21 protein-coding genes are annotated in these 20,298 nt (G+C 62.1%); 12 read left to right on the top strand and 9 right to left on the bottom strand.

Features of this window, described 5'->3' with window-relative positions:
- Nucleotides 1-159 precede the first annotated feature (159 nt).
- Nucleotides 160-726, bottom strand: a complete 567-nt coding sequence (locus ACF3ND_RS11615) for a hypothetical protein (RefSeq protein ID WP_394060590.1) — start codon at nucleotides 724-726, stop codon at nucleotides 160-162.
- A 6-nt stretch (nucleotides 727-732) separates the two neighbouring features.
- Nucleotides 733-984, bottom strand: a complete 252-nt coding sequence (locus tag ACF3ND_RS11610) for a hypothetical protein (RefSeq protein ID WP_394060588.1) — start codon at nucleotides 982-984, stop codon at nucleotides 733-735.
- Nucleotides 985-1,519: 535 nt separating this feature from the next.
- Between ACF3ND_RS11610 and ACF3ND_RS11605 the strand changes: the two genes are divergently transcribed.
- Nucleotides 1,520-2,473: a hypothetical protein gene (locus tag ACF3ND_RS11605; RefSeq protein WP_394060586.1), complete on the top strand. Its 954-nt coding sequence runs from the start codon at nucleotides 1,520-1,522 to the stop codon at nucleotides 2,471-2,473.
- A gap of 232 nt (nucleotides 2,474-2,705) precedes the next feature.
- Here ACF3ND_RS11605 and ACF3ND_RS11600 read toward each other — a convergent pair whose 3' ends face one another.
- Complete coding sequence (locus ACF3ND_RS11600; protein ID WP_394060584.1) at nucleotides 2,706-3,989, bottom strand: pyridoxal phosphate-dependent aminotransferase; 1,284 nt, start codon at nucleotides 3,987-3,989, stop codon at nucleotides 2,706-2,708.
- A gap of 275 nt (nucleotides 3,990-4,264) precedes the next feature.
- On the opposite strand from ACF3ND_RS11600, the gene ACF3ND_RS11595 reads away from it, so the two are divergent.
- Nucleotides 4,265-4,771 carry a MarR family winged helix-turn-helix transcriptional regulator gene (locus ACF3ND_RS11595; RefSeq protein ID WP_394060582.1) on the top strand — a complete coding sequence of 169 codons (507 nt, stop codon included), beginning with the start codon at nucleotides 4,265-4,267 and terminating at the stop codon, nucleotides 4,769-4,771.
- The gene (locus ACF3ND_RS11590; protein WP_394060580.1) at nucleotides 4,768-5,541 is read left to right on the top strand and encodes a DNA alkylation repair protein; all 774 of its coding nucleotides are present in this window, start codon (nucleotides 4,768-4,770) and stop codon (nucleotides 5,539-5,541) included. Before ACF3ND_RS11595 ends, ACF3ND_RS11590 begins: the two co-directional genes overlap by 4 nt.
- Before the next feature lie 16 nt (nucleotides 5,542-5,557).
- Here the strand turns inward: ACF3ND_RS11590 and ACF3ND_RS11585 are convergent, their stop codons facing one another.
- Entirely contained in the window at nucleotides 5,558-6,685 is a 1,128-nt protein-coding gene (locus tag ACF3ND_RS11585) for a metallophosphoesterase (RefSeq protein WP_394060578.1), read from the bottom strand.
- A gap of 263 nt (nucleotides 6,686-6,948) precedes the next feature.
- Here ACF3ND_RS11585 and ACF3ND_RS11580 point away from each other — a divergent pair, with 263 nt between their 5' ends.
- The 3 genes from ACF3ND_RS11580 (at nucleotide 6,949) to ACF3ND_RS11570 (ending at nucleotide 9,691) form a co-directional block, all read left to right on the top strand.
- On the top strand, nucleotides 6,949-7,131 hold the full coding sequence (locus ACF3ND_RS11580; RefSeq protein ID WP_394060576.1) for a CsbD family protein: 183 nt from the start codon (nucleotides 6,949-6,951) through the stop codon (nucleotides 7,129-7,131).
- 46 nt (nucleotides 7,132-7,177) lie between these two features.
- On the top strand, nucleotides 7,178-7,546 hold the full coding sequence (locus tag ACF3ND_RS11575) for a hypothetical protein (protein ID WP_394060574.1): 369 nt from the start codon (nucleotides 7,178-7,180) through the stop codon (nucleotides 7,544-7,546).
- 72 nt (nucleotides 7,547-7,618) lie between these two features.
- The gene (locus tag ACF3ND_RS11570; protein ID WP_394060572.1) at nucleotides 7,619-9,691 is read left to right on the top strand and encodes a catalase; all 2,073 of its coding nucleotides are present in this window, start codon (nucleotides 7,619-7,621) and stop codon (nucleotides 9,689-9,691) included.
- A 36-nt stretch (nucleotides 9,692-9,727) separates the two neighbouring features.
- On the opposite strand, the gene ACF3ND_RS11565 is transcribed toward ACF3ND_RS11570, so the two are convergent.
- Nucleotides 9,728-10,513: an outer membrane protein gene (locus ACF3ND_RS11565; protein ID WP_394060570.1), complete on the bottom strand. Its 786-nt coding sequence runs from the start codon at nucleotides 10,511-10,513 to the stop codon at nucleotides 9,728-9,730.
- 166 nt (nucleotides 10,514-10,679) lie between these two features.
- Between ACF3ND_RS11565 and ACF3ND_RS11560 the strand changes: the two genes are divergently transcribed.
- Together ACF3ND_RS11560 and ACF3ND_RS11555 are read left to right on the top strand one after the other, a co-directional pair.
- Nucleotides 10,680-11,168, top strand: coding sequence for a DUF2165 family protein (locus ACF3ND_RS11560; RefSeq protein ID WP_394065828.1), 489 nt, complete (start codon nucleotides 10,680-10,682; stop codon nucleotides 11,166-11,168).
- Nucleotides 11,169-11,377: 209 nt separating this feature from the next.
- Nucleotides 11,378-11,707, top strand: coding sequence for a hypothetical protein (locus tag ACF3ND_RS11555; protein ID WP_394060568.1), 330 nt, complete (start codon nucleotides 11,378-11,380; stop codon nucleotides 11,705-11,707).
- Nucleotides 11,708-11,767: 60 nt separating this feature from the next.
- On the opposite strand, the gene ACF3ND_RS11550 is transcribed toward ACF3ND_RS11555, so the two are convergent.
- A complete protein-coding gene (locus ACF3ND_RS11550; protein WP_394060566.1) occupies nucleotides 11,768-13,780 on the bottom strand; it encodes a ligand-gated channel protein in 2,013 nt (670 codons plus the stop codon).
- A 333-nt stretch (nucleotides 13,781-14,113) separates the two neighbouring features.
- Here ACF3ND_RS11550 and ACF3ND_RS11545 point away from each other — a divergent pair, with 333 nt between their 5' ends.
- The 3 genes from ACF3ND_RS11545 (at nucleotide 14,114) to fdxA (ending at nucleotide 16,351) form a co-directional block, all read left to right on the top strand.
- Nucleotides 14,114-15,172: a linear amide C-N hydrolase gene (locus ACF3ND_RS11545; protein WP_394060565.1), complete on the top strand. Its 1,059-nt coding sequence runs from the start codon at nucleotides 14,114-14,116 to the stop codon at nucleotides 15,170-15,172.
- Between the two features lie 208 nt (nucleotides 15,173-15,380).
- On the top strand, nucleotides 15,381-15,953 hold the full coding sequence (locus ACF3ND_RS11540; RefSeq protein ID WP_394060563.1) for a lipocalin family protein: 573 nt from the start codon (nucleotides 15,381-15,383) through the stop codon (nucleotides 15,951-15,953).
- 65 nt (nucleotides 15,954-16,018) lie between these two features.
- Nucleotides 16,019-16,351 (top strand): ferredoxin FdxA, encoded by a 333-nt coding sequence (gene fdxA / locus ACF3ND_RS11535; protein ID WP_394060561.1) that lies wholly within the window; start codon nucleotides 16,019-16,021, stop codon nucleotides 16,349-16,351.
- A gap of 21 nt (nucleotides 16,352-16,372) precedes the next feature.
- On the opposite strand, the gene ACF3ND_RS11530 is transcribed toward fdxA, so the two are convergent.
- Nucleotides 16,373-17,890, bottom strand: a complete 1,518-nt coding sequence (locus ACF3ND_RS11530) for an MFS transporter (RefSeq protein ID WP_394060559.1) — start codon at nucleotides 17,888-17,890, stop codon at nucleotides 16,373-16,375.
- Between the two features lie 85 nt (nucleotides 17,891-17,975).
- Here ACF3ND_RS11530 and ACF3ND_RS11525 point away from each other — a divergent pair, with 85 nt between their 5' ends.
- A complete protein-coding gene (locus ACF3ND_RS11525; RefSeq protein WP_394060557.1) occupies nucleotides 17,976-18,842 on the top strand; it encodes a LysR family transcriptional regulator in 867 nt (288 codons plus the stop codon).
- 6 nt (nucleotides 18,843-18,848) lie between these two features.
- Here ACF3ND_RS11525 and gph read toward each other — a convergent pair whose 3' ends face one another.
- Together gph and ubiG are read right to left on the bottom strand one after the other, a co-directional pair.
- Nucleotides 18,849-19,544 carry a phosphoglycolate phosphatase gene (gene gph, locus ACF3ND_RS11520; RefSeq protein WP_394065827.1) on the bottom strand — a complete coding sequence of 232 codons (696 nt, stop codon included), beginning with the start codon at nucleotides 19,542-19,544 and terminating at the stop codon, nucleotides 18,849-18,851.
- A 10-nt stretch (nucleotides 19,545-19,554) separates the two neighbouring features.
- Nucleotides 19,555-20,283, bottom strand: coding sequence for a bifunctional 2-polyprenyl-6-hydroxyphenol methylase/3-demethylubiquinol 3-O-methyltransferase UbiG (gene ubiG, locus ACF3ND_RS11515; protein ID WP_394060555.1), 729 nt, complete (start codon nucleotides 20,281-20,283; stop codon nucleotides 19,555-19,557).
- Nucleotides 20,284-20,298: the final 15 nt, after the last annotated feature.

The raw sequence follows: 20,298 nt of genomic DNA, 5'->3' as shown, positions 1-20,298 counted from the left end.
GCCGCCACAACGAAGGCGGCGGCATCAATCGATTGCACATGTAGACCTGCTTGCGGACGTGGCTTCAATTTCCCCCCCCCCCCCCCCCCCCCCCCCCCCCCCCCCCCCGACTCTACAAAGTTTCTCCAAAAGCCAAGGACTTGACGGTCCTTGGCGTTTTTATTCCGGGGCCTTCAATGCCATGGTCCGGATTTCATTTTCAAGCTCGGTAGGCAAATCAGCCGGCACTGTTAGAGCTACACCGTCCTTATCGATATATTTGGCGGCATAGGTGTAGAAACCGTGGCTTTTCGCGGGGAGAATTTCTCCCGTCCGCGACACGAACAGGTCGCCCTTGTCATCCTCCAAAATAGCGCATTCGATTTCGCGCCCGCGAATGAACTCTTCGGCAAGCAGTTTACGGTGGTAGCTGAATCCTTCTGTCAGAGCTGCCTCATAGTCTGCTTCGGCCGAGACTTTGCTGACTCCGACAGACGAGCCTTGGCGGGCTGGCTTGATGAAGATCGGGAGGCCGAGCACGCTTTTGAGGTGATCAAAGGATGGCACGAAATTCCTATTGATCGTAATTGATCGTGCTGCAGGCACACCGGCCTCATTGAAGAGCCGCTTGGCAATATCTTTATCAAGCGCGTTGGCCGAGCCGAGCAAGCCGCATCCCACAAACGGCATGCGGGCCACTTCGAACACCCCCTGCATTGTACCGTCTTCGCCATGAGGACCGTGCAAGACCTGTCAATCAGAGCTCAGGTTCGCTGGGCTATGCCCATACTGAGTAGAGGAATCGTGAAAATTGGGTTCGGGCATTACGCGCCTGTCTTGTTGCGCCGTTATGGCATAGGCACGGTCCAGGTGCGGATCGGCTGCCAAGGCGACGGCCCGGCCGTTGACCGCAATGGCCACGGAGTCTTCGGCAATGCGCCGAACTGCGTAGCGCTCCCCATTGATCTGGTCTAGTTCAGCCTTGTTGCGGGTGGTCTGAACCATGTCGCCCACTTGGATTTCTGCCGTGTGCGGGTAATAGACCCGCAACGTACTCATCGTTTTGGGAATGCCCTCAATAGGGGGAGCCCAACCAAGATCCGGACGCAGGATACTGGCGATTCAGCGTCAGTGCGAACTGCAAGTCCAATAGTTCCCAGCCCCGTTTCGCTGCGAGCGTCCACGTCAGCATGTGGGCGACCTTGGCGGCCCTAGCCATTTCAGTCGTGCAAGCTTTGTTGAGGAACACGCCCTGCGTTCCTCGCATGGGGTGTGGACCACCCCATTTATCGTCCCCGTCGTCGGAGTCGCCAGGGCGCAGATCTTGCGTCATTCCAGAAGCCTTGCTGTGGGGCTGCTTGGCCAATTGCACCGCTTCGCGTTTGAGCTTGTCCGTGATCACCTTGGAGGGGGGGCTTCGGGAAGATTTTCAGTCGATGCTGGTCAAGCCGTTGCAAGTCACCATTCTGACTGTGGGAGGGGAATTTCTGTATTGTAGCTGGCACTTATTCGTGTAGCTTTGATTGTAAAAAGGAAGGAAATGGCAAACTCCATATTGTCTACTAAGTTCAGTAGCTATTTCAGCACCCATCAGATAAGTGAATCGCGCCTGCAAAGTATGAAAGATCCGGATAAAAGCGAGGCGACGTATATGGGCTTGTGGGATAAGTTCAAAGACTTGTTTTTGACAGATAAAAAGCAGGATGCATTGAATGCCATGCATGATGCGATCCATGGAGATACGGCGACGGACAAGCTTGAGGCCTTTGATACGTTGAAGTCCTGCGCCGGACAAACATCCCAGGATCGATTTACCAAGCAAATCGACGACGATGAAAAAATTTCGCTGCTCATCGATAAAGACCTTGTCACTACTTGCTCTGTCAAGGAGGCACTCTACATCAACGACGACGTGTCAATGCGTCCCATGACAACTGATGAAAAAAAGCTGTTTCTTAAAACGTTGGATGTTGTCAAGGAGAAAGACCGGACGATTGTTGATGCTCAAAAAAATATGGTCGGCGTACGCAGAGATGCTGTAAGAAAGGAAATAAGGGACGATTTGAATGCTCTGTACAGACCTGCGGAAAAGCCACTGAGCTCAAATGTGGAGTGGAAAGGCGACGAAATCAATGGTTCATTGGACGGGCTGAAATGCTTGAATATGGGAAATGGCAAGCCTCATACATTATTTCATAAGGTTGGTTATCAATATAATCCCATAATGAAATCTGTCGAGTTTCGAATGGTTCATCCTACGATCTCGTATCTGCTGGGGCAATATGTAAATGCAGATGAGATGGCCGCGAAGTTCCATCAGGAAAAAGAAGATATCGTTTCTAAAAATTCTAGTTATTTGGATTTATTTAATGAGGATTATGAAACGTATCAAAGCAACAAGCCCTCTGTAGACAGTATGCTTGAAGAGGTTTATCAATTACACGGAGATACTCTTTGCATAACAGTCGGCGGCGAATGTCGAAATTACTTGTGATTGCAGTCTCCATCCATGGCAACTGGAACCCTCGGTTGACGACGCGTATGCTGACGCCTGCCGCCATAACGAAGGCGGCGGCATCGATCGACTGCACATGGAGACCTGTTTGAGGACGAGGGGTTAATCTGCCCTCGACTCTACCCAGTCTCTCCAAAAGCCAAGGACGTGGCGGTCCTTGGTTTTTTCATTCCGGGGCCTTTGGTCCGCCCCAGGCAGCCTTGCCAGGCGGCTACGTCGCCTCGGCGGTCTTCAAGGCCTGATTGGGCGCATCCGAAAATTCCGCTCGTTCCGTTCCATGCTTGATGCGGTAGTCCTTGAGGAATTTGGCCATGCGGCTGATGGCTTCGCGCAGGTCCGGTTCGTGGGGCAGGAATACCATGCGGAAGTGGTCGGGGTGGGGCCAATTGAATCCCGTGCCCTGCACCAGCATGACGCGCGTGGCTTCGAGCAGCTGCAGGAAGAACAGGCGGTCGTCCTTGATGGGGTATACCTCGGGGTCCAGCCGCGGGAACATGTACAGGGCGGCGTGCGGCATGACGCAGCTCACGCCTGGAATGGCGGTGATCAGTTCATAGGCCAGGTCGCGCTGGCGGCGCAGGCGGCCGCCTTCGCACACCAGATCCTTGATGCTCTGGTAGCCGCCCAAGGCGGTCTGTATGGCCCATTGGCCCGGCACGTTGGCGCAGAGCTTCATGTTGGCGAGCATGCTCAGGCCTTCGATGTAGTCGGCCGCGGCGCTCTTGTCGCCCGAAATGACCAGCCAGCCCGCGCGGTAGCCGCAGGCCCTGTAGCTCTTGGACAGCGAATTGAAGGTCAGCGTCAGCACATCGGTGGATAGGCTGGCCAGGGCGGTGTGCTTGAGGTCGTCGAACAGCACCTTGTCGTAGACTTCGTCGGCCAGCAGCACCAGGCCATGCTCGCGGGCGATATCGACCAGGGCCTGAAGCACTGAATCGGGATAGAGCACGCCGGTGGGATTGTTGGGATTGATCACGACGATGCCCTTGGTGCGCGGCGTGATCTTGGAACGGATGTCCTCCAGATCGGGGATCCAGCCGTTTGCTTCGTCGCACAGGTAGTGCACGGGGGTGCCGCCCGACAGGCTGGTGACCGCCGTCCAGAGCGGGTAGTCGGGCATGGGCAGCAGCAGTTCGTCGCCGTCATCAAGCAGCGCATTGGTCGCCATGGCGATCAGTTCCGAAGCGCCGTTGCCCAGGTAGATGTCTTCCAGCGTGACGCCCTCGATCCCTTGTTCCTGGGTGTAGTGCATGACGGCCTTGCGCGCAGCAAAAATGCCTTTGCTGTCCGAGTATCCGGCCGAGTTGGGCAGATTGCGGATCATGTCGAGCTGGATTTCCTCGGGGGCGTCGAAACCGAACACCGCCAGGTTGCCGATATTCAGCTTGATGAGTTTCTGACCCTCATCTTCCATTTGTTTGGCCCTATCCATGATGGGGCCGCGAATGTCGTACAGGACGTTCGCCAGCTTGCTCGATTTCTTGATGGTTTTCATGGTGCTTGTGAATCGGATTCCGTTTCCGCGACTGAGGATCATTGCCAGGGCAGGGCAGGATGCATGCGCCGCAGCATATTGCCTGGCCGGTACAGCCTATTGTCGCACCTTCCTGGCTCCAGGTTTCGTTCATTTCCATGCTATCAGGCCTCAGAGCTCGAGAGCGATTGCTGGTTGATTGCATCGCAACATTTGCGCAACAGCGGCGGGATTCGAATACGGGGAGCTGGCGTTTCAGCTATATGATTCGATATCTAACTATATGATGACAAGATATGCAATTGGAACGAAAATACATGGCCCTGCTGGAAGACGCCCGGCAGCGGGGCGGCGCGGATCTGGGGGGCATGCAGCTGTGTTTCCAGATTCTGTCGTTAGCTGCGGGTATAGACAGGGACTGCGCGGCCCTGCTGTCTGCGCAGGGGCTGACCGAAGGGCGTTTCGTGCTGCTCTTTCTGTTGGACGTGGCGCCTGACGGCCTGGCTCCCCATGTGCTGGCCGAACGGGCGGGCGTGACGCGCGCCACGGTCACCACCTTGCTGGATGGACTGCAGCGCGCGGGTCTGGCCGAGCGCAGGGCGGATGCGAAGGACCGGCGCGCCCTGACCGTGCATTTGACAAGCAAGGGCAGGGCCGTGGCGCGGGAGATGGTGGCCGCTCATGCGCAGTGGATAGGCGGCCTGTTCGGGCATCTGTCCGCGCAGGAACGCAGCCAATTGTCGGACTTGCTGAACAAGGCGGCGCAAGGACGCGCCCCGGCGGAACAGGAGCGCGCATCATGAAAGCTCGCAAAGGGTATGCCCGCGCGGCCGATATTCCGGCCGATATCCTGTCGGCCTTGTCGCGTGGCGAGATGGCCAGCGCGACCTTGTCCGAATCCTTGGCCATCGATCAGCGCATGCTGCTCGGCGCCGTGTTCCCGGAGTTGACCGAGGCTCAATGGGAAGAGCTCGATGCGCTCTGCCAACTGGGCATACTCAAGCGCATGATGGGCGTGGGCGCATGGCTGCTGCAGTTCGGGGGGCGGCAGGCTTGGGAACGTTGCCGTGATCATGGCTCCGATACGGTGCGGGGCTGGGCCTGCTTCATGGTGGGCGCCGAACCGGACTTGAGTCTGGCGCAACGGCTGGAGAAGATGGAGCCTCTGGCGAATGATGCGCATTTCGGCGTTCGCGAATGGGCCTGGATGGCGCTGCGGCCGCATCTGGCCGCCGACCTGGATCGGGCCGTCGAGCTGCTGGGCGCCTGGTCTCTCTCGCCGTCCGCTTATCTGCGCCGCTTTTCTTGCGAAGCCTTGCGTCCGCGCGGCGTCTGGTGCGCGCACATTGCCGTGCTCAAGCGCGAGCCTGGGCGCATGCTGCCCATATTGTCCGCCTTGCGCGCGGATGGCAGCGTCTACGTCCAGGATTCCGTGGCCAACTGGCTGAACGACGCCGCCAAGGACCAGGCGGACTGGGTGCGCAGCCTGTGCGCCCAATGGCAGGCGCAGGCTGCACAGGACGAGGCGACGCAGCGTATCTGTCGGCGTGCGCTCAGGAGCTTGACGCCCTAGCAGGAATGGCGGCTGATCAGGGGGCGCGGCGCAAGGTGATCAGCGTGATCTCCGAGGGCCTGCCGATGCGCAATGGCAAGCCGGCCCACAAGCCCGTGCCGTTGCTGACGTACAGCTGCATGTCGCCGACCTGGTAAACGCCGGATACAAAGCCTTCATTGGCCATTTGCACGATCTTGTGCAGACCGAGGATCTGGCCTCCGTGGGTATGGCCAGACAATTGCAGGTCGGCGCCGGCCGCAGCGTTCACGGCCGCGCCGGCAGGGCGGTGGCTCAGCAGGATGACGGGCGCGCCGGCGGGAATGCCGGCCATGGCTGCGCGCACGTCGGGACGCGGCTGTCCGCGCTGGACGGCGGTGGCGTCGGTGATTCCCGCCAGGGCGAAAGCAGCGTCGTCGCGTGTGATCAGCGCGTGCTCGTTGAGCAGCAGGCGCAAGCCCAGGGCCTTGAAATGCGCAATCCATTGAATGTAGTTGGCGTAGTACTCGTGGTTGCCAACGACCGCGAAGACGCCCTGCGGTGCCGCCAGATCCTGCAAAGGAGCGACGTCGGCCAAGCGGGCGGTGACACTGCCGTCTACCATGTCGCCCGTGATGACGATCAGGTCGGGCTCGAGCGCATTGGTCTTGTCCACCACGGCGCGGATCCAGCCCCCCTGCAGCAGACGGCTGGCGTGCAGGTCGGTCAACTGCGCCAGCCTGAAGCCGTCCAGTTCGGCCGGCAGGCCTTTCAGGTTCACTTCCAACGTCTTGACGTCTGGAACGCGCACTGCTTGCCAGACCCCCAGGGCGGACAAGGCCAGCGCGGCTGCGCCAACGGCGGCGCGTGCCGTTCGGGCGGCCAGCCAGCGTCGGCCGGCAGGGCGGTTCACGGCCCAGACCGCAAGGCTGGCCAGGTCCAGCAGCAAGAGCAGGCAGGCCGCCAGCAGAATGGCGCCGAATGCCCAGCCGAGCACCATGATGAGCTCGCCGGGAATCTCCGGCGAGGCTCGCGTGCCCCAGAAGCTGGCCACGATGCGATGGTGCAGCGATGCCGCCAGGACGAGGGCGGCCAGAACGCCTTTCAGCCAGGGCCGCAGAGGCAGAAGGAGCACGATGCGCCAGGATACGTACAGGGCGAGCAGGATGGCGACAGCTTGGAACACGGCGGGAATCCAGAAAGAGACCGGGAGGCGGCGAGGGGCAAGTATAAGGCCTGGCCGTCCGCTTTTTTTTGTTCCCGTCCGGTAACCGGATGATTCAGCACGGCAAAAGCAGGGGCTGGGCGGTCATAGTTGCTCACGACTTGAGACGCCCGTTCGCACTCGGGCCCGGAAAAAACCCTAGGCTTTTCTTGACGAACCCGCCTGTCAGGACGATTTTTCAGGCCGGTTTTTGCAAGCCTCGTTTTTTCAAGGAGCACACCGTCATGGACAAGGATCGCATCAAGGGCGTCGCCCATGAAGTCAAAGGCGCCATCAAGGAAACCGTAGGCAAAGTCACCGGCAACAAATCGGTGGAGCTGAAAGGCAAGGCGGAAAAAACCGCCGGCGCCCTGGAGCGCAAGGTGGGCGAGACCAAGGACGCCGTTCGCAAGGCGACCAAGTCCTGAACCCGGCCATTGACGATACTTTTTTCAAACCGAGAAGGAGAGTCAGATGAAATCCGTTTCCCTTGTACTCCAAAGCGTGTTTGCCGCATCCATCATGACCCTGGGCCTGGCGGCGGCGCCGGTCTCTGCCGCCCAGGATGACGCCGCCATCAGGGCGCAGTATGACCAGGCCATGAAGCGCTGCGACGCCCTCAAGGGCAATGAAAAGGACGTCTGCGAAAAAGAAGCCAAGGCTCAGCGCGAAAGCGCCAAGGCGGACGCCAAAGAGGCCAAGGAAAGCGCCGAGGCGCATCAGGAGGCGGTCGAGGACAAGCGTGACGCCCAGTACAAAGTGGCCAAGGAGAAATGCGATGCCATGTCGGGCGATGCCAAGGACGCCTGCTTGGCCGAGGCCAAGACCAAGTACGGCCAATAAGCCGCCCATAGCCGATCAGGCCCCGTTCCCAGGCGGGGCCTGTTTTTTTGTCTTGCAAAGGAGGACCGTATCGTGGCCAAGAAACAGCCGACAGCACCCGTCCAGACCCGTCACGGACAAGGAGGCGAGCCGCACCAGAGCGGCTACCAGGGCCTGACCACCAACCATGGCATGCCCATATCGGATAACCAGAATTCGCTGCGCGCGGGTGCGCGCGGCCCGACCTTGCTGGAAGATTTCGTCTTGCGCGAGAAGATCTTCCACTTCGATCATGAACGCATCCCTGAACGCATCGTGCACGCTCGCGGCACCGGCGCGCACGGGTTCTTCGAATGCCTGCATCCCATACCGGAGTTGACGCGCGCTTCCCTGTTCCAGAAGGCGGGCGCGCGCGTGCCGGTCTTTTGCCGTTTTTCCACGGTGGCCGGCTCCAAGGGGTCCAAGGATACGCCCCGCGACGTGCGCGGCTTTGCCGTCAAGTTCTACACGGACGAGGGCAACTGGGACTTGGTGGGCAACAATATGCCCGTGTTCTTCATCCAGGACGCCATCAAGTTTCCGGACCTGATCCATGCCGTCAAACCCGAGGCGGATCGCGGCTTTCCGCAGGCGGCCTCGGCGCACGATACCTTCTGGGATTTCGTCTCGCTGATGCCGGAATCCATGCATATGGTACTGTGGCTGATGTCCGACCGGGCCCTGCCGCGTTCGTTCCGCATGATGGAGGGCTTTGGCGTGCATACCTTCCAGCTGGTCAACGAACAGGGGCAGGCGCATTTCGTGAAGTTCCACTGGAAGCCCAAGCAGGGCATGCAGTCGACCCTGTGGGACGAAGCCGTCAAGATCTCCGGAGCCGACCCGGACTATCTGCGCCGCGACCTGTATGAGGCAATCCAGAGCGGCGCATTTCCGGAGTGGGAACTGGGCATACAGGTGTTCGACCAACAGTGGGCCAGCCAGCAGGATTACGATGTGCTGGATCCCACCAAGCTCATACCGGAAGAGACCCTGCCGGTGAAGATCATCGGCCGGCTGGTGCTGGACCGCTATCCGGACAACTTCTTCGCGGAAACCGAACAGGTCGCGTTCCTGCCGTCCAACGTCGTGCCCGGCATCGATTTTTCCGACGATCCCCTGCTGCAGGGGCGGCTGTTTTCCTACATGGACACGCAGAAGTCGCGCCTGGGCACCACCAACTTCCACCAGATTCCGGTGAACGCGCCGCGCTGTCCGTTCCACAACTTCCAGCGCGACGGCATGATGCAGACCCAGGTCTTCAAGGGCCGGGCCACGTATGAGCCCAACAGCCTGGGCGAAGTTGGCGAGCCGACAGGGCCGCGCGAGCAGGAGCATGGCTTTCGCACGGTGGGCAGCGCGCCGCAAGACGCGGCCAAGCTGCGGGTGCGCGCCGAATCCTTCGCGGACCATTACACCCAGGCGCGGCTGTTCTACCGCTCCCAGTCCGAGATCGAGCAGGAGCATCTGATCGCCGGCCTGGTGTTCGAACTGTCCAAGGTGCAGCTCAACCATGTGCGCCTGCGCGTGCTGTCCCATATGCGAGTGATCGACGAGGGCCTGGCCCAGCGGGCCGCCCAGGGCCTGGGGCTGGAGCTGCCCGAGCCGGCCGTGCCCGCCGTGCCGCCGCGCGACATGCCTCCGTCGGCCGCCTTGTCCATCCTGGCGCACAAGCCGCCTGCCGCCGGCCGCTGCCTGGGGATCCTGGTGACGGACGGAGCCGACGACGCCCTGGTCGGCCTGCTGCGCAAGACGGCGGAGCAGGCCGGGGTTGCGGTCAAGATCGTGGCCCCGCGCGTGGGCGGGGTGACACTGGCCTCCGGCAGGCGCCTGCCGGCCGACGAGAAGATAGACGGGGCGCCGTCGGTGCTGTTCGACGCCGTGGCCTTGCTCATGAACGAGAGCGAAGCCGGCAAGCTGTGCAATTGCAAGGCCGCGGTGGATTTCGTGTCGGATGCCTATGGACACCTGAAGGCCCTGGGCCATGACGGCGGGGCCAAGCCCCTGCTGGAGCGGGCCGGGGTGTCCACCGACAAGGGCGTGTTCGTCATCAAGACGGGCGGTGATCTGGTGGGCAAGGTGGCGACGCGCTTCTGGGAACGCCGTCACCAGATCAACGGCACGGCGTGACGGGCGGGGGCGGAACCGCCCCCGTTTCCGTGCGGGTCAGAAGCGCCAGCTCAGTCCGAGAACCGGTCCCGACAGACGGGTGTCGAAGACATGACCCGCGCGGCGGTAGTCCACGTCCAGAATCTTGTAGCCGGCGGCCACGCTGAAGCGTTCGGACAGATCGTAGTTCAAGGTCAGCGCAGCCTGGCGGCTGTGGCGCGAGCCGGCGCCGAACCCCCCCAGGCCGGCCTGGGCCTGCACGGAGAAGCGCTCGTCGAAGCGGTAGAATGCGCGCAGGCCGATCATGGGGTCCACCCAGTTGAAGCTTTCCCTGTAGGAAGTGGACAGCGGTCCGGCCTGCAGGCGGGCTCGCGTGCTCACGTCCCAGAAGGAGGCTCCGGCCAGCACATCCAGGCTTGCCTGCTCCAACTGCAGGATCCGATACCCGCCTTGCAGCGAGGCCATGAAGAGGCGGTTGTCCACCCTGCCTTCCAGGGCGCCCGGCAGGGGCAGGCCGTCAACGATCCTGCTTTCGCTGCTGTCCACATAGAGCAGGTCGCCCGACAATACATAGCGGGCGCGGCGCGCCCAGAGCTTGACGAATCCGCCCGCGTTCAGATCCCGCCAGACATCGCTGAAGGATTTCTCAATACCGATCGTGGGGCCGCGCTTGAAGGGAGAGACATCGCCTTTCAAGCCCGTCACCCAGAGATACGGAGTGAGCTGCAGTGCGTGCGCGGCTCCGGGCCCGGCTGTCCGATCCGACCCGGCCATGGCCGCCAGGGGCGCCAGACCCAGCAGCATCAGCCATGGACCGTGTTTGAGCATGCGGGAAAGAGTCATGGGGGCGTGCTCCATCTGCCGACGTTCGCAGACCGGCGTGAAAAAGTGGCGGCCGAGGATTCGAATGGGCCTTAATGTAGCACGGGAGCCGGCCATTTTCGGGTATCGCCATGCCGGCCGGGCTCTTTGATTACAATCGCGCATCATCAACAAAAAAGGGGGAATGATCATGATTCGTCTGTCCAAGACATTGCTGGTGGCGGCCATTGGCTTTTTTGCATTTCTGGTCGCCTTTGGCAACATCACGGATTACGGCACCAATTTCGCTTTCGTGCAGCACGTCTTCCTGATGGACACCATCTTTCCGGATGCCGCCATCAAGTATCGGGCCATCGATACGCCCTGGATCCATCATGCAGGCTATATCGGCATCATCGCGCTGGAAAGCCTGACGGCCATTCTGTGCCTGGCGGGCGCCTGGATCATGTTCAAGAACCGGCATGGCCTGGATTTCAATAAATCTAAGCGCGTGGCCGTGGCCGGACTCACTTTGGGATTTCTGACCTGGCAGGTGGCGTTCATGTCCGTGGGCGGTGAATGGTTCGGCATGTGGATGTCCAAGACGTGGAACGGCGTGCCGGATGCATTCCGTTTCTTCATCACCATTTTGCTGGTGCTGATTTACGTGGTGCAGCGCGACGAGTTCGACGACTGAGCCTGGATATATATTTGCGGCACACACGAAACCGCCTGTTCGAGCAGGCGGTTTTTTTATAGGCCGCGTTCCGGACCGGCGCCATGCCCATGGTCGTGTTGCTGTGCCTGGTGCCGGGGGTGAAGCTGCCCGTGTAGTCCGCGCTGGCGCGCGGGCGCCGACCTTCGGTATGCTGCATGTATTGTCCAACCACTTTACAGGAGGTCGATATGCATCTGTTCTATCTGTGCAGGGAAGAGGTTGACAGTCTGGCGCGTCTGGTGCGGCTGGCGATGGAGGCCGGGCCAAGGCGCGAAGTCGGTTTCACGCCGCAGGAATTGAACCTGCGCGCAGCGCTGGAGGCGCTGGAAGACCCCAAGCTCTCCGAACTGCTGGCCGGCGCGCGCATCGCCCCCGACCGTTACGAGGCGGGACTGGCGGACGAGGACTATCGGGAAAAGGTGCTGGAGCTGGAAACCCGGGACACGTCCTACCTGATCGACCAACTGATGGGCAGCTATACGCAATTGCCGCTTTTCTTCAAGCACCTGGAGTTCTGAAGCGGGACAGAAAAAACCGGCCCCTGAACGGGGCCGGCGTGCAGCTGGGACGCAAGACGATCAGAAGCCGACCGTCAGCTGGGCCCAGTAGCGGCGGCCGTCATACACGGCATCGAAGGTTTCATCCGTGACGCGCTTGTCCAGGATGTTGTAGATGCCGAAACCAACGCGGGTGTTCTTGTTGATCTTGTAGGACAGGCCTGCGTCCACAAAGGTGAAGGACGGCGTGCCGTCGCTCATGGACGTGCGGCTCAGGTAGTCGGAAGTGCGTCCGCGGTAATTGACCCGGCTCCACAGGCCCAACTGTTCGTTGACGTCCCAGTCCAGCGTGGCGTTGAACATGTGCTTGGGCATCTTGTTCAAGGGGCGGCCGGCGAATTCGCCGCTTTTCTGCTTGGAATAGGTGTAGGTGTAGTTGGCTGCCAGGCGCAGGTCGTCCGTGATCGACCAGGTGGTCGAGGCTTCCACGCCGCGCATCACGGCCTTGTCCACGTTCACGCGATCACTGATGAATTTGTAGCCCTGGTCGCCGGGGAACACGTGGCAGTTGGGCAGTCCGTCGGGATCCGTGCAGCGGCGAGTCTCGGAGATCTTGTCCTTGAAGTCGGTGTTGAAGAAGGTCAGACTGTTGACCAGGCCGTTGCGGTTGTCCCAGATCAGGCCCAGTTCCTGGCTCAGGCTCTTTTCCGGCTTCAGGTTGGGATTGCCCACGATCACGGCGGGCACGCCGCCGCCTCCGCCTGTGATCTGGCCCCAGTCGGCCACCGCCGAGCGCAGCGCCGGCGCCTTGAAGCCGGACGACACGCCGCCCTTGATGCTCAATTGCTCGGTGGCGTGCCAGACGCCATACAGGCGCGGGGTCCAGTGGTCGCCGTAATTCTCGTCATGGGTCATGCGCAGGCCGCCGGTCAGGGCGAAGTTGTCCGTCATGCTCCATTCATCTTCCGCAAACACGGACCATTGGTCGCGGCTCAGATTGTTGACGTCCGGCTTGTACTGGTTGCCCATGTCGCGCAGCTCTTCTCGCAGGAACTGAAAGCCCGAGGTCAGCATGTGGTTGCCCAGCGGCATGCTCCACTGCGTATTGAACTCCGTGTTCTTCAGGAACATGTTGCGGCCGGGATTGTCGATCTCTTCGCGCTGAACATAGGTGGAGGAAACTGCCTTGCCCCAGCGGCCGTTGTGGGTGAGCGAATAGACATTGCGGTCGTACTTGCTCTGGGACAGTTCATTGGGCGTGCACTTGCCGCGGCTGCAGCTCTCGGCGGCCATGCTCTTGCCGGGCGTGGACGTGCGCTCCTGCAGCGTGCGCGAGAATTCGGCCGTCAGGTCGTGATCGGCGTTGGGCGTCAGGGTCAGCTTGACCGTGCCCGAGGATGTGTTCTGCTTGTTGAAGCCGTTCAGGATCTCGTCCTCGTTGCGGCGCGACTCCTGACCGTAGATCTGCAGGCCCAGCAGGTCTTCCTTGATGGGGCCGGCCAGGTAGAAGTTGCCCTGGTAGATATTGCCGGACTTGGAGTCTTCCTGGAACGTGCCTTCGGTACGCAGAGAGCCTGTCCATTCCTTGTTGACTTTGCGGGTGATGATGTTGATCACCCCGCCCATGGCTTCGGAGCCATACAGGGAGGACATGGGGCCCCGGATGACTTCGATGCGCTCGATGGCCTGCATGGGAGGCAGCCACCCCTGCTCGATGCCGGCATTGTCGCTGTTGGGACGGGTTTCACGCGAGTTCTGCCGTTTGCCGTCCACCAGGATCAGGGTATAGGCGGATGACATGCCGCGTATGCTGATGTCGCTGCTGCTCGCCCCGCCGGTGATCACCACGCCGGGCACGTCCTTGAGCGCATCGGTCACGTCGCGATAAGCCTTTTTCTCCAGTTCTGCACGCGGAATGACGCTGATGGAAGCGGGCGCGTCCTCCACGGCCTGCTCGAATCCCGAAGCGGTGACCACGATATTGTCCAACTGCTTCACGTCCTGTTGGGCCAGGGCGCTGGAAAGAGGAAAGGCGGAGCCGGTCAGGATGGTCAGCACGCGTGCGGTAGGGAAGAGTTTGAATGAAGACGACATGGGCTGGATATCAAATTAAACAATAAAATAAATGATAACAATAATTATTCTTATTATTAAAATATTTCTTTTGTAAACTCCTGGCCATTCTTTTTTTTGTTCTGTGGACTCATTGCAACGCTCGAGCTCCAGCCTTGACGGCGCAGAAGAATTCTGCCTTTAAGCTCGCCGTCAGCCGTCGGAAAGGGAAGACGGGCAGGGATGCGCGGGGCGTGCGCACCCTGCGGTATGATGGCCGGGCGGCCGGTCCCGGAGGCCGGCCCCAGACCTGGCATCATGCCGGGCCTTTTACCTGGAGGCCGCGCGCAGATACCGCTTTCGGAGAAAAAAGCTATGTTGCAACAACGGTTTTGTCATGGGCTGCTGGCGTGCGCCCTGGGGCTGTCATTGTTTTCGCCTGCCTTGCAGGCGTGCACGCGGGCGGTGTATCTGGGAGAGAACGGCCAGATCATCACCACGCGCTCCATGGACTGGAAGACGGATGTCATGACCAATCTCTGGGTCTTTCCCAGGGGAGCGCAGCGTACGGGTCAGGCAGGACCGGACTCCATCGAGTGGACATCGAGGTATGGCAGCGTGATTGCATCCGGCTATGACATCTCCACGACGGACGGCGTGAATGAAAAGGGGCTCAATGCCAACCTGCTGTGGCTGGTGGAGTCCTCGTATCCCGTGCCTGCCAAGGGGGAGAAAACGCTCAGCATTTCCCTGTGGGCGCAGTATGTGCTGGACAATTTCGCAAGCGTGGCCGAGGCGGTCGCCGCCCTGGAGAAAGAGCCTTTCGTCATCGTGACGGACCAGGTGCCCGGCGAGCAGCGCCTGGCGACCTTGCATCTGTCCATGTCCGACTCATCAGGCGACAGCGCCATCGTCGAGTACATCGACGGCAAGCAGGTCATCCATCATGGGCGCCAGTATCAGGTCATGACCAATTCGCCGACCTTCGACCAGCAATTGGCCTTGAACGAATATTGGAAGCAGATCGGCGGCACTGTCATGCTGCCGGGTACGAACCGGGCGGCCGACCGCTTTGCGCGCGCTTCCTTCTACATCAATGCGGTGCCCCAGGCCGCCCCGCCCAACGAGGCCCTGGCCAGCGCTTTCAGCGTCATACGCAATGCGTCCGTGCCTTACGGCATCACGACCGAAAGCGAGCCCAATATTTCCTCCACGCGCTGGCGCACGGTCTTCGATCACAAGCGCGGCTTGTATTTCTTCGAACCCGCCCTGACGCCCAATACCTTCTGGGTGGATACGCGGCGGGTGGACTTTTCGGCCGAGACCGGCAAGGTGCTCAAGCTGGAACTGGGACCGAACCAGACCAACGTCTATTCGGGCGACGCCCTGGATCAGTTCAGGCCGGCTGAGCCGTTCCGGTTCCTGGGCATCTGACCGTGGGCCATTGCACCGGCCTTGCCGTCCATGGCAAGGCCGGAGCTTCGGGCGCATCCGCCTGTCGAAGGCTGGAGAAGGAGTGTTGCGTTTTTTCGATGTGAATTCCAGAGCGGTCCTGGCTGGATTATGCTTTGCCATGTAATGCGCGCTGACGGCGCGCCTTCACGCCAGTCGCGAGGCTGGGTCCTTCACAAGGAGGAATGCCATGAAATCCGTTTCATCACGTCCTTGGGCGGCAGGGCTGGCCGCCGCCGCCCTGGTGCTTCTTGCCGGATGCAGCAGCGGTCCCGCGGGCAAGGCGCTGCTGGGCACGCAGAAGAATGTGGATCTGGCGCGCTATGTGGGACTCTGGTACGAGCAGGCCCGCCTGCCCAACCGTTTTCAGGATCAGTGCGTGGGCGATGTGCAGGCCATGTACGAGCTGATGGAGCAGGGCCTGCGGGTGACCAACCGCTGCCGCACGGCCTCCGGACAGTTCGACGAGGCCAAGGCGTTCGGGCGCCTGGCTCCCGATGCCGAAGACCCAGCCCGCCTGCAGGTGCGTTTCGCACCCCAGTGGATGTCCTGGCTCCCCTGGGTCTGGGGGGACTACTGGATCCTGCGGGTGGACGGCGATTACGACTATGCTCTGGTCGGCACGCCGGACCGGGAATACCTGTGGGTGCTGAGCCGCAAGCCGCAGGCGGACGAGGCGCGCATCCAGTCCCTGCTGGATTATGCGGCGTCTCAGGGCTTCGATATCGCCAAGGTCCGGCGCACGCCGCAATCGCCGGGTTGACTGCGCGACGGGCAATTGTCATCTGAACGGTTTACAGTAGGGCCTTTCAGTAAAGCGTAATAACCATGCCTTATGTCGTGACGGATGCGTGCATCCAGTGCAAATACACCGATTGCGTGTCGGTGTGCCCCATGGACTGTTTCTTCGAAGGCCCGAATTTCCTGGTGATCCATCCGGACGAGTGCATAGATTGTTCGATCTGCGTGGCCGAATGCCCGGTGGGCGCCATCGTCAGCGAACAGGACTTGAAGCCGGAGCAGGCCGTCTATGCCGACCTTAACCGGGAGTTGAGCCAGGCTCCCGGCTGGGTGCGGATCACTCGACAGAAAGCGCCTTTGCCGGAGCACGAGTACTGGGCGGGACGCAGCGGCAAGCTCGGCCTGCTGCAGCGGCCCTAGATCGATGTGGCCCCATTCTGGTCAGCCGGGCCGGCGCTGGAAGCGCCAGACGGCCAGGGCGGCGGCCAGCAGCAGCGCCGTGCACGCGGCCAGCACGGCCACGTAGCCGCCATCGAAAGCGTTGCGGGCCAGTTCGCCCACCAGCAGCGCCTGGTCCCGGGGCAGGGATTCGGCCGCCAGCAGGGCTTCGTCCAGGCTGTCGCGCACGGTGGCCGGCAGGTCCGCAGCGGCCGGCAGCAGCAGGGTGGCGCTGTACACCGCGGAAAGCAGGCTGCCCATCAGGGTCACGCCCAGCGCGCCGCCCAGCTCATAGGACATTTCCTCCACGGACGCCGCCATCCCGGCGCGGGAGGCTGGCGCGCTTTGCATGATGGTGCTGGAGGCGGCCGTCATGGCCGCGCCTATGCCCAGCCCCAGGAGCGCCAGGCTGAAGGCTTGCAGGGCCTGGGGCGCATTGTGCCAGAGCAGGTAAGCGCCCATGCCCAGACCCGACAGCGTCAGGGAGCCGGTCAGCAGGCGCGCGCTGCCGATCCGGGGCAGCAGCTTGCCGGCCAGCGGTCCGGCCAGAAAGGCGGCCAGGGGCAGCGGGACGATGGCCAGGCCGGCTTCCAGCGGCGAGAAGCCCAGCACCAGTTGCAGGCGCTGGCTGAAAACCAGCTCCATGCCGATCAGGGCGGCGGAGGCGGTCAGGGCCGCCATGACCGAGGTCGTGAAGGCGGCATTGCGAAACAGCGAGAAATCGATCAGCGGATGCAGGCTGCGGCGCTGCTGGCGTGCGAACAGGGCCAGGAACAGCACGCCGGCGGCCAGAGCGGCGGCAGCCAGCGGCCAGGCGGGCGCCTGCTTGCCGGCTTCCTTGATGGCGAACGTGCAGGCCACCAGTCCCACCATGATGATCAGGGATCCTTTCAGGTCCCAGGGACGCGAGGTGTCGGGGCGCGAGCGCGGCACCAGCAGCAGTCCCAGAGGCAGGGCGAGCAGCACGATGGGCACATTGATCAGGAATACCGAACCCCACCAGAAATGCTCCAGGAGCAGCCCGCCGACCACCGGACCAAAGGCGGCGCCGCCCGAGGCGACCGCAGCCCAGATGCCGATGGCGACGGCGCGCTCGCGCTCGTCCGCAAAGGTGATGCGGATCAGCGACAGGGTGGCCGGCATCATCATGGCCGCGGCCACGCCCAGGAAGGCCCGGGCGGCGATGAGGGCCGCAGGGGTGGGGGAGTAGGCGGCGGCCAGCGAAGCCAGGCCGAACAGGGCCAGGCCGGACAGGAACAGGCGTTTGTGGCCGAGGCGGTCGCCCAAGGTGCCCATGCCCAGCAGCAGGCCGGACACGACCAGGGCGTAGATGTTGACGATCCACAGCTTTTGCGAGGCCGAGGCGTGTAGGTCGTGGGTCAGGCGGGGAAGGGCGGTATAGAGCACTGTCATGTCGATGACGATGAGCAGCAGCGCTACCGAGACAATGGCCAGGACCAGCCAGCGCCGGCTTGTGGTCGGGTGGGTCTGGGCTTGGTTGGGCGTCGTGGTGAAGGACATGGGAAAGCGTCGTTGTTGCGAAGCGTTTATGATCCATCAATAATAACTGCGTACAAAGTTAAATAGCATCTATAAATTTGATAGCATGGATTGGACCCTGGAAAGAATGAGGCACTTCGTGGCCGTGGCCGAGGCCGGCTCCATGACTCAGGCCGCCCGGAACCTGGGCAAGGTGCAGTCGGCGCTGAGCACATCCATAGGTTTGCTGGAAGCGGACCTGAATCTGGAATTGTTCGATCGTTCCCGGCGCGCGCTGAGGCTGACGGCGGCCGGCGAGGTCATGTTGCTGGAGGCGCATGCCTTGTTGCGCCAGGCCGATGTCCTGGAGCGGCGCGCCCTGGAGTTGTCCCAGGGGCAGCCCGCACGCCTGGAGATCGCCCTGGACGAAGCCCTGCCCCTGGAGCCGGTGTCGCTGCTGCTCAAGGAGCTGGCGGCCCGCTGGCCGGCGCTGGAGCTGACGGTGCTCAACGGCACGGCCTCGGAAGTGATGGCCTACGTGGCCGAGGGACGCTCCCGGATCGCTTTCCAGTTCGACCGCGGCCCCGCTGCGGCGCAGTTCGCGCAGCGCTACATAGGCACCGTGCCGCAAGCCATCTGCGTGGCGCGCACGCACAGCCTGGCGCGCCAGGGGCAGGTCAGCCGCAAGGATCTGGCCGGCCATCGCCAGCTGCTGATGCACATCGAAGGCGCGGAGCAGGCCGTCATCAGCCCCAGCGTCTGGCGTTCGGACAGCTTCTACGTGATCGCGGACATGGTGGCCGATGGTCTGGGCTGGGCCATCCTGCCCCTGAACATCGCCGAATACGAGAACCTGCGCGCCAAGCTGCGGCAGCTGCATTGCAAGGAGATGGTCCTGCCGCCTCTGGCGGTGCGCATGCTGTGGCGGCAGGGCGAGGCCTTGCCGCCGGCCGTTCTGTGGATGCAGCAACGCCTGTCGGCGCTGCTGCCCTGAGGAGAATCAGCAGGCCAGGGGGGAGGCGGCCTGGTGCCGGCCCTGGGCCCAGCGTTGGACGCCCTCCCAGATTTCGGCGACATCGTGGGCGATCAGGTCCGCCTTCCAGCTGGGTATGGCCGGGTCCTGCGCGCAATAGCCGTAGGCCGCCACCATGGTGGCCATGCCGGCGGCCTGGCCGGCCTGTATGTCGCGCTGGTCGTCACCCACGTAAAGGCAGTGCTGCGGCTGGAAGCCGGCTTTTTCGGCGGCGTAGAGCAGGGGGGCGGGATGCGGCTTGGCATGGCCGGTGGTGTCTCCGCCCACGGTGACGGCGCAGGCCTGCTCCAGGCCCAGGTGGCGTATCAGGGGCAGCGCCAGGTATTCCAGCTTGTTGGTGACGATGCCCCAGGTGTACTGGTTGTGCTGCAGCTGCTGCAGCATCTCGGCCACGCCTTCGAACAGATGGGTGAGCGAAGTCATGTTGGCCTCGTAGTCCTGCAGGAACTGCGCGCGCAGCTGGGCGTATTCGGGATGGTCCGGGTTCATGTCCAGGGCCGCCTTGAGCAGGCCGCGGGCCCCATGCGAAGCGTGGGGGCGCAAGGTCTCGTAGGGCAGGGCGGCCAGGCCGCGCTGCAGGCGCAGCCGGTTGGCGGCGGCGGCCAGGTCGGGGGCGGAGTCGGCCAGGGTGCCGTCGAAATCGAACAGGACGAGTTTCTTCATGGACATGGGGTCAGTCTTGCCGGCGGGTGGCCACCAGGTAATTGACGGAGGTGTCGCCGGACAGGCGATAGTGATCGGTGATGGGGTTGTACTCCAGGCCTTTCAGCTCTTCGGCCTCCAGTCCGCAGTGGCGCGCCGTCTGGATCAGTTCGCTGGGCTTGATGAAGCCTTCGTAGCTGTGCGTGCCCTTGGGGATCAGGCGCAGCACGTATTCCGCGCCCACGATGGCGAACAGAAAGGACTTGGGATTGCGGTTCAGGGTGGAGAAGAACACCCAGCCGCCCGGTTTGACCAGGCGCGAGCAGGCGCGGATGATGGAGCCCGGGTCCGGCACGTGCTCGAGCATCTCCATGCAGGTCACCACGTCGAAGCGCCCGGGGTGCCGTTCGGCCATGTCCTCGGCGCTGACGGTCTCGTACTGCACGGGTACGCCCGATTCCAGGCTGTGCAGCCGCGCGATCTTCAGGGAACGTTCGGCCAGGTCTATGCCGGTGACTTCGCCGCCGGCCTGCGCCAGGCTTTCGGACAGGATCCCGCCGCCGCAGCCCACGTCCAGCACCTGCTTGCCCTGCAGCGGACCGGTGTGTGAAAGAATCCAGTCCAGGCGCAGCGGGTTGATGGCGTGCAGCGGCTTGAATTCGCTGGTCGGATCCCACCAGCGGGAGGCCAGTGCGCTGAACTTGTCGATTTCTGCCTGATCGACGTTGGCGGTCGCGGCAGTAGGTGTGGAGACTGTCATGGTTCACCCAAAAAA

Origin of the sequence: Alcaligenes sp. WGS1538 (genome assembly GCF_043187505.1) — a bacterium.
Classification (GTDB): domain Bacteria; phylum Pseudomonadota; class Gammaproteobacteria; order Burkholderiales; family Burkholderiaceae_B; genus Alcaligenes.
The sequence above is the reverse complement of the archived record's forward strand: the minus strand, read 5'-3'. Positions and strand labels throughout refer to the sequence as shown.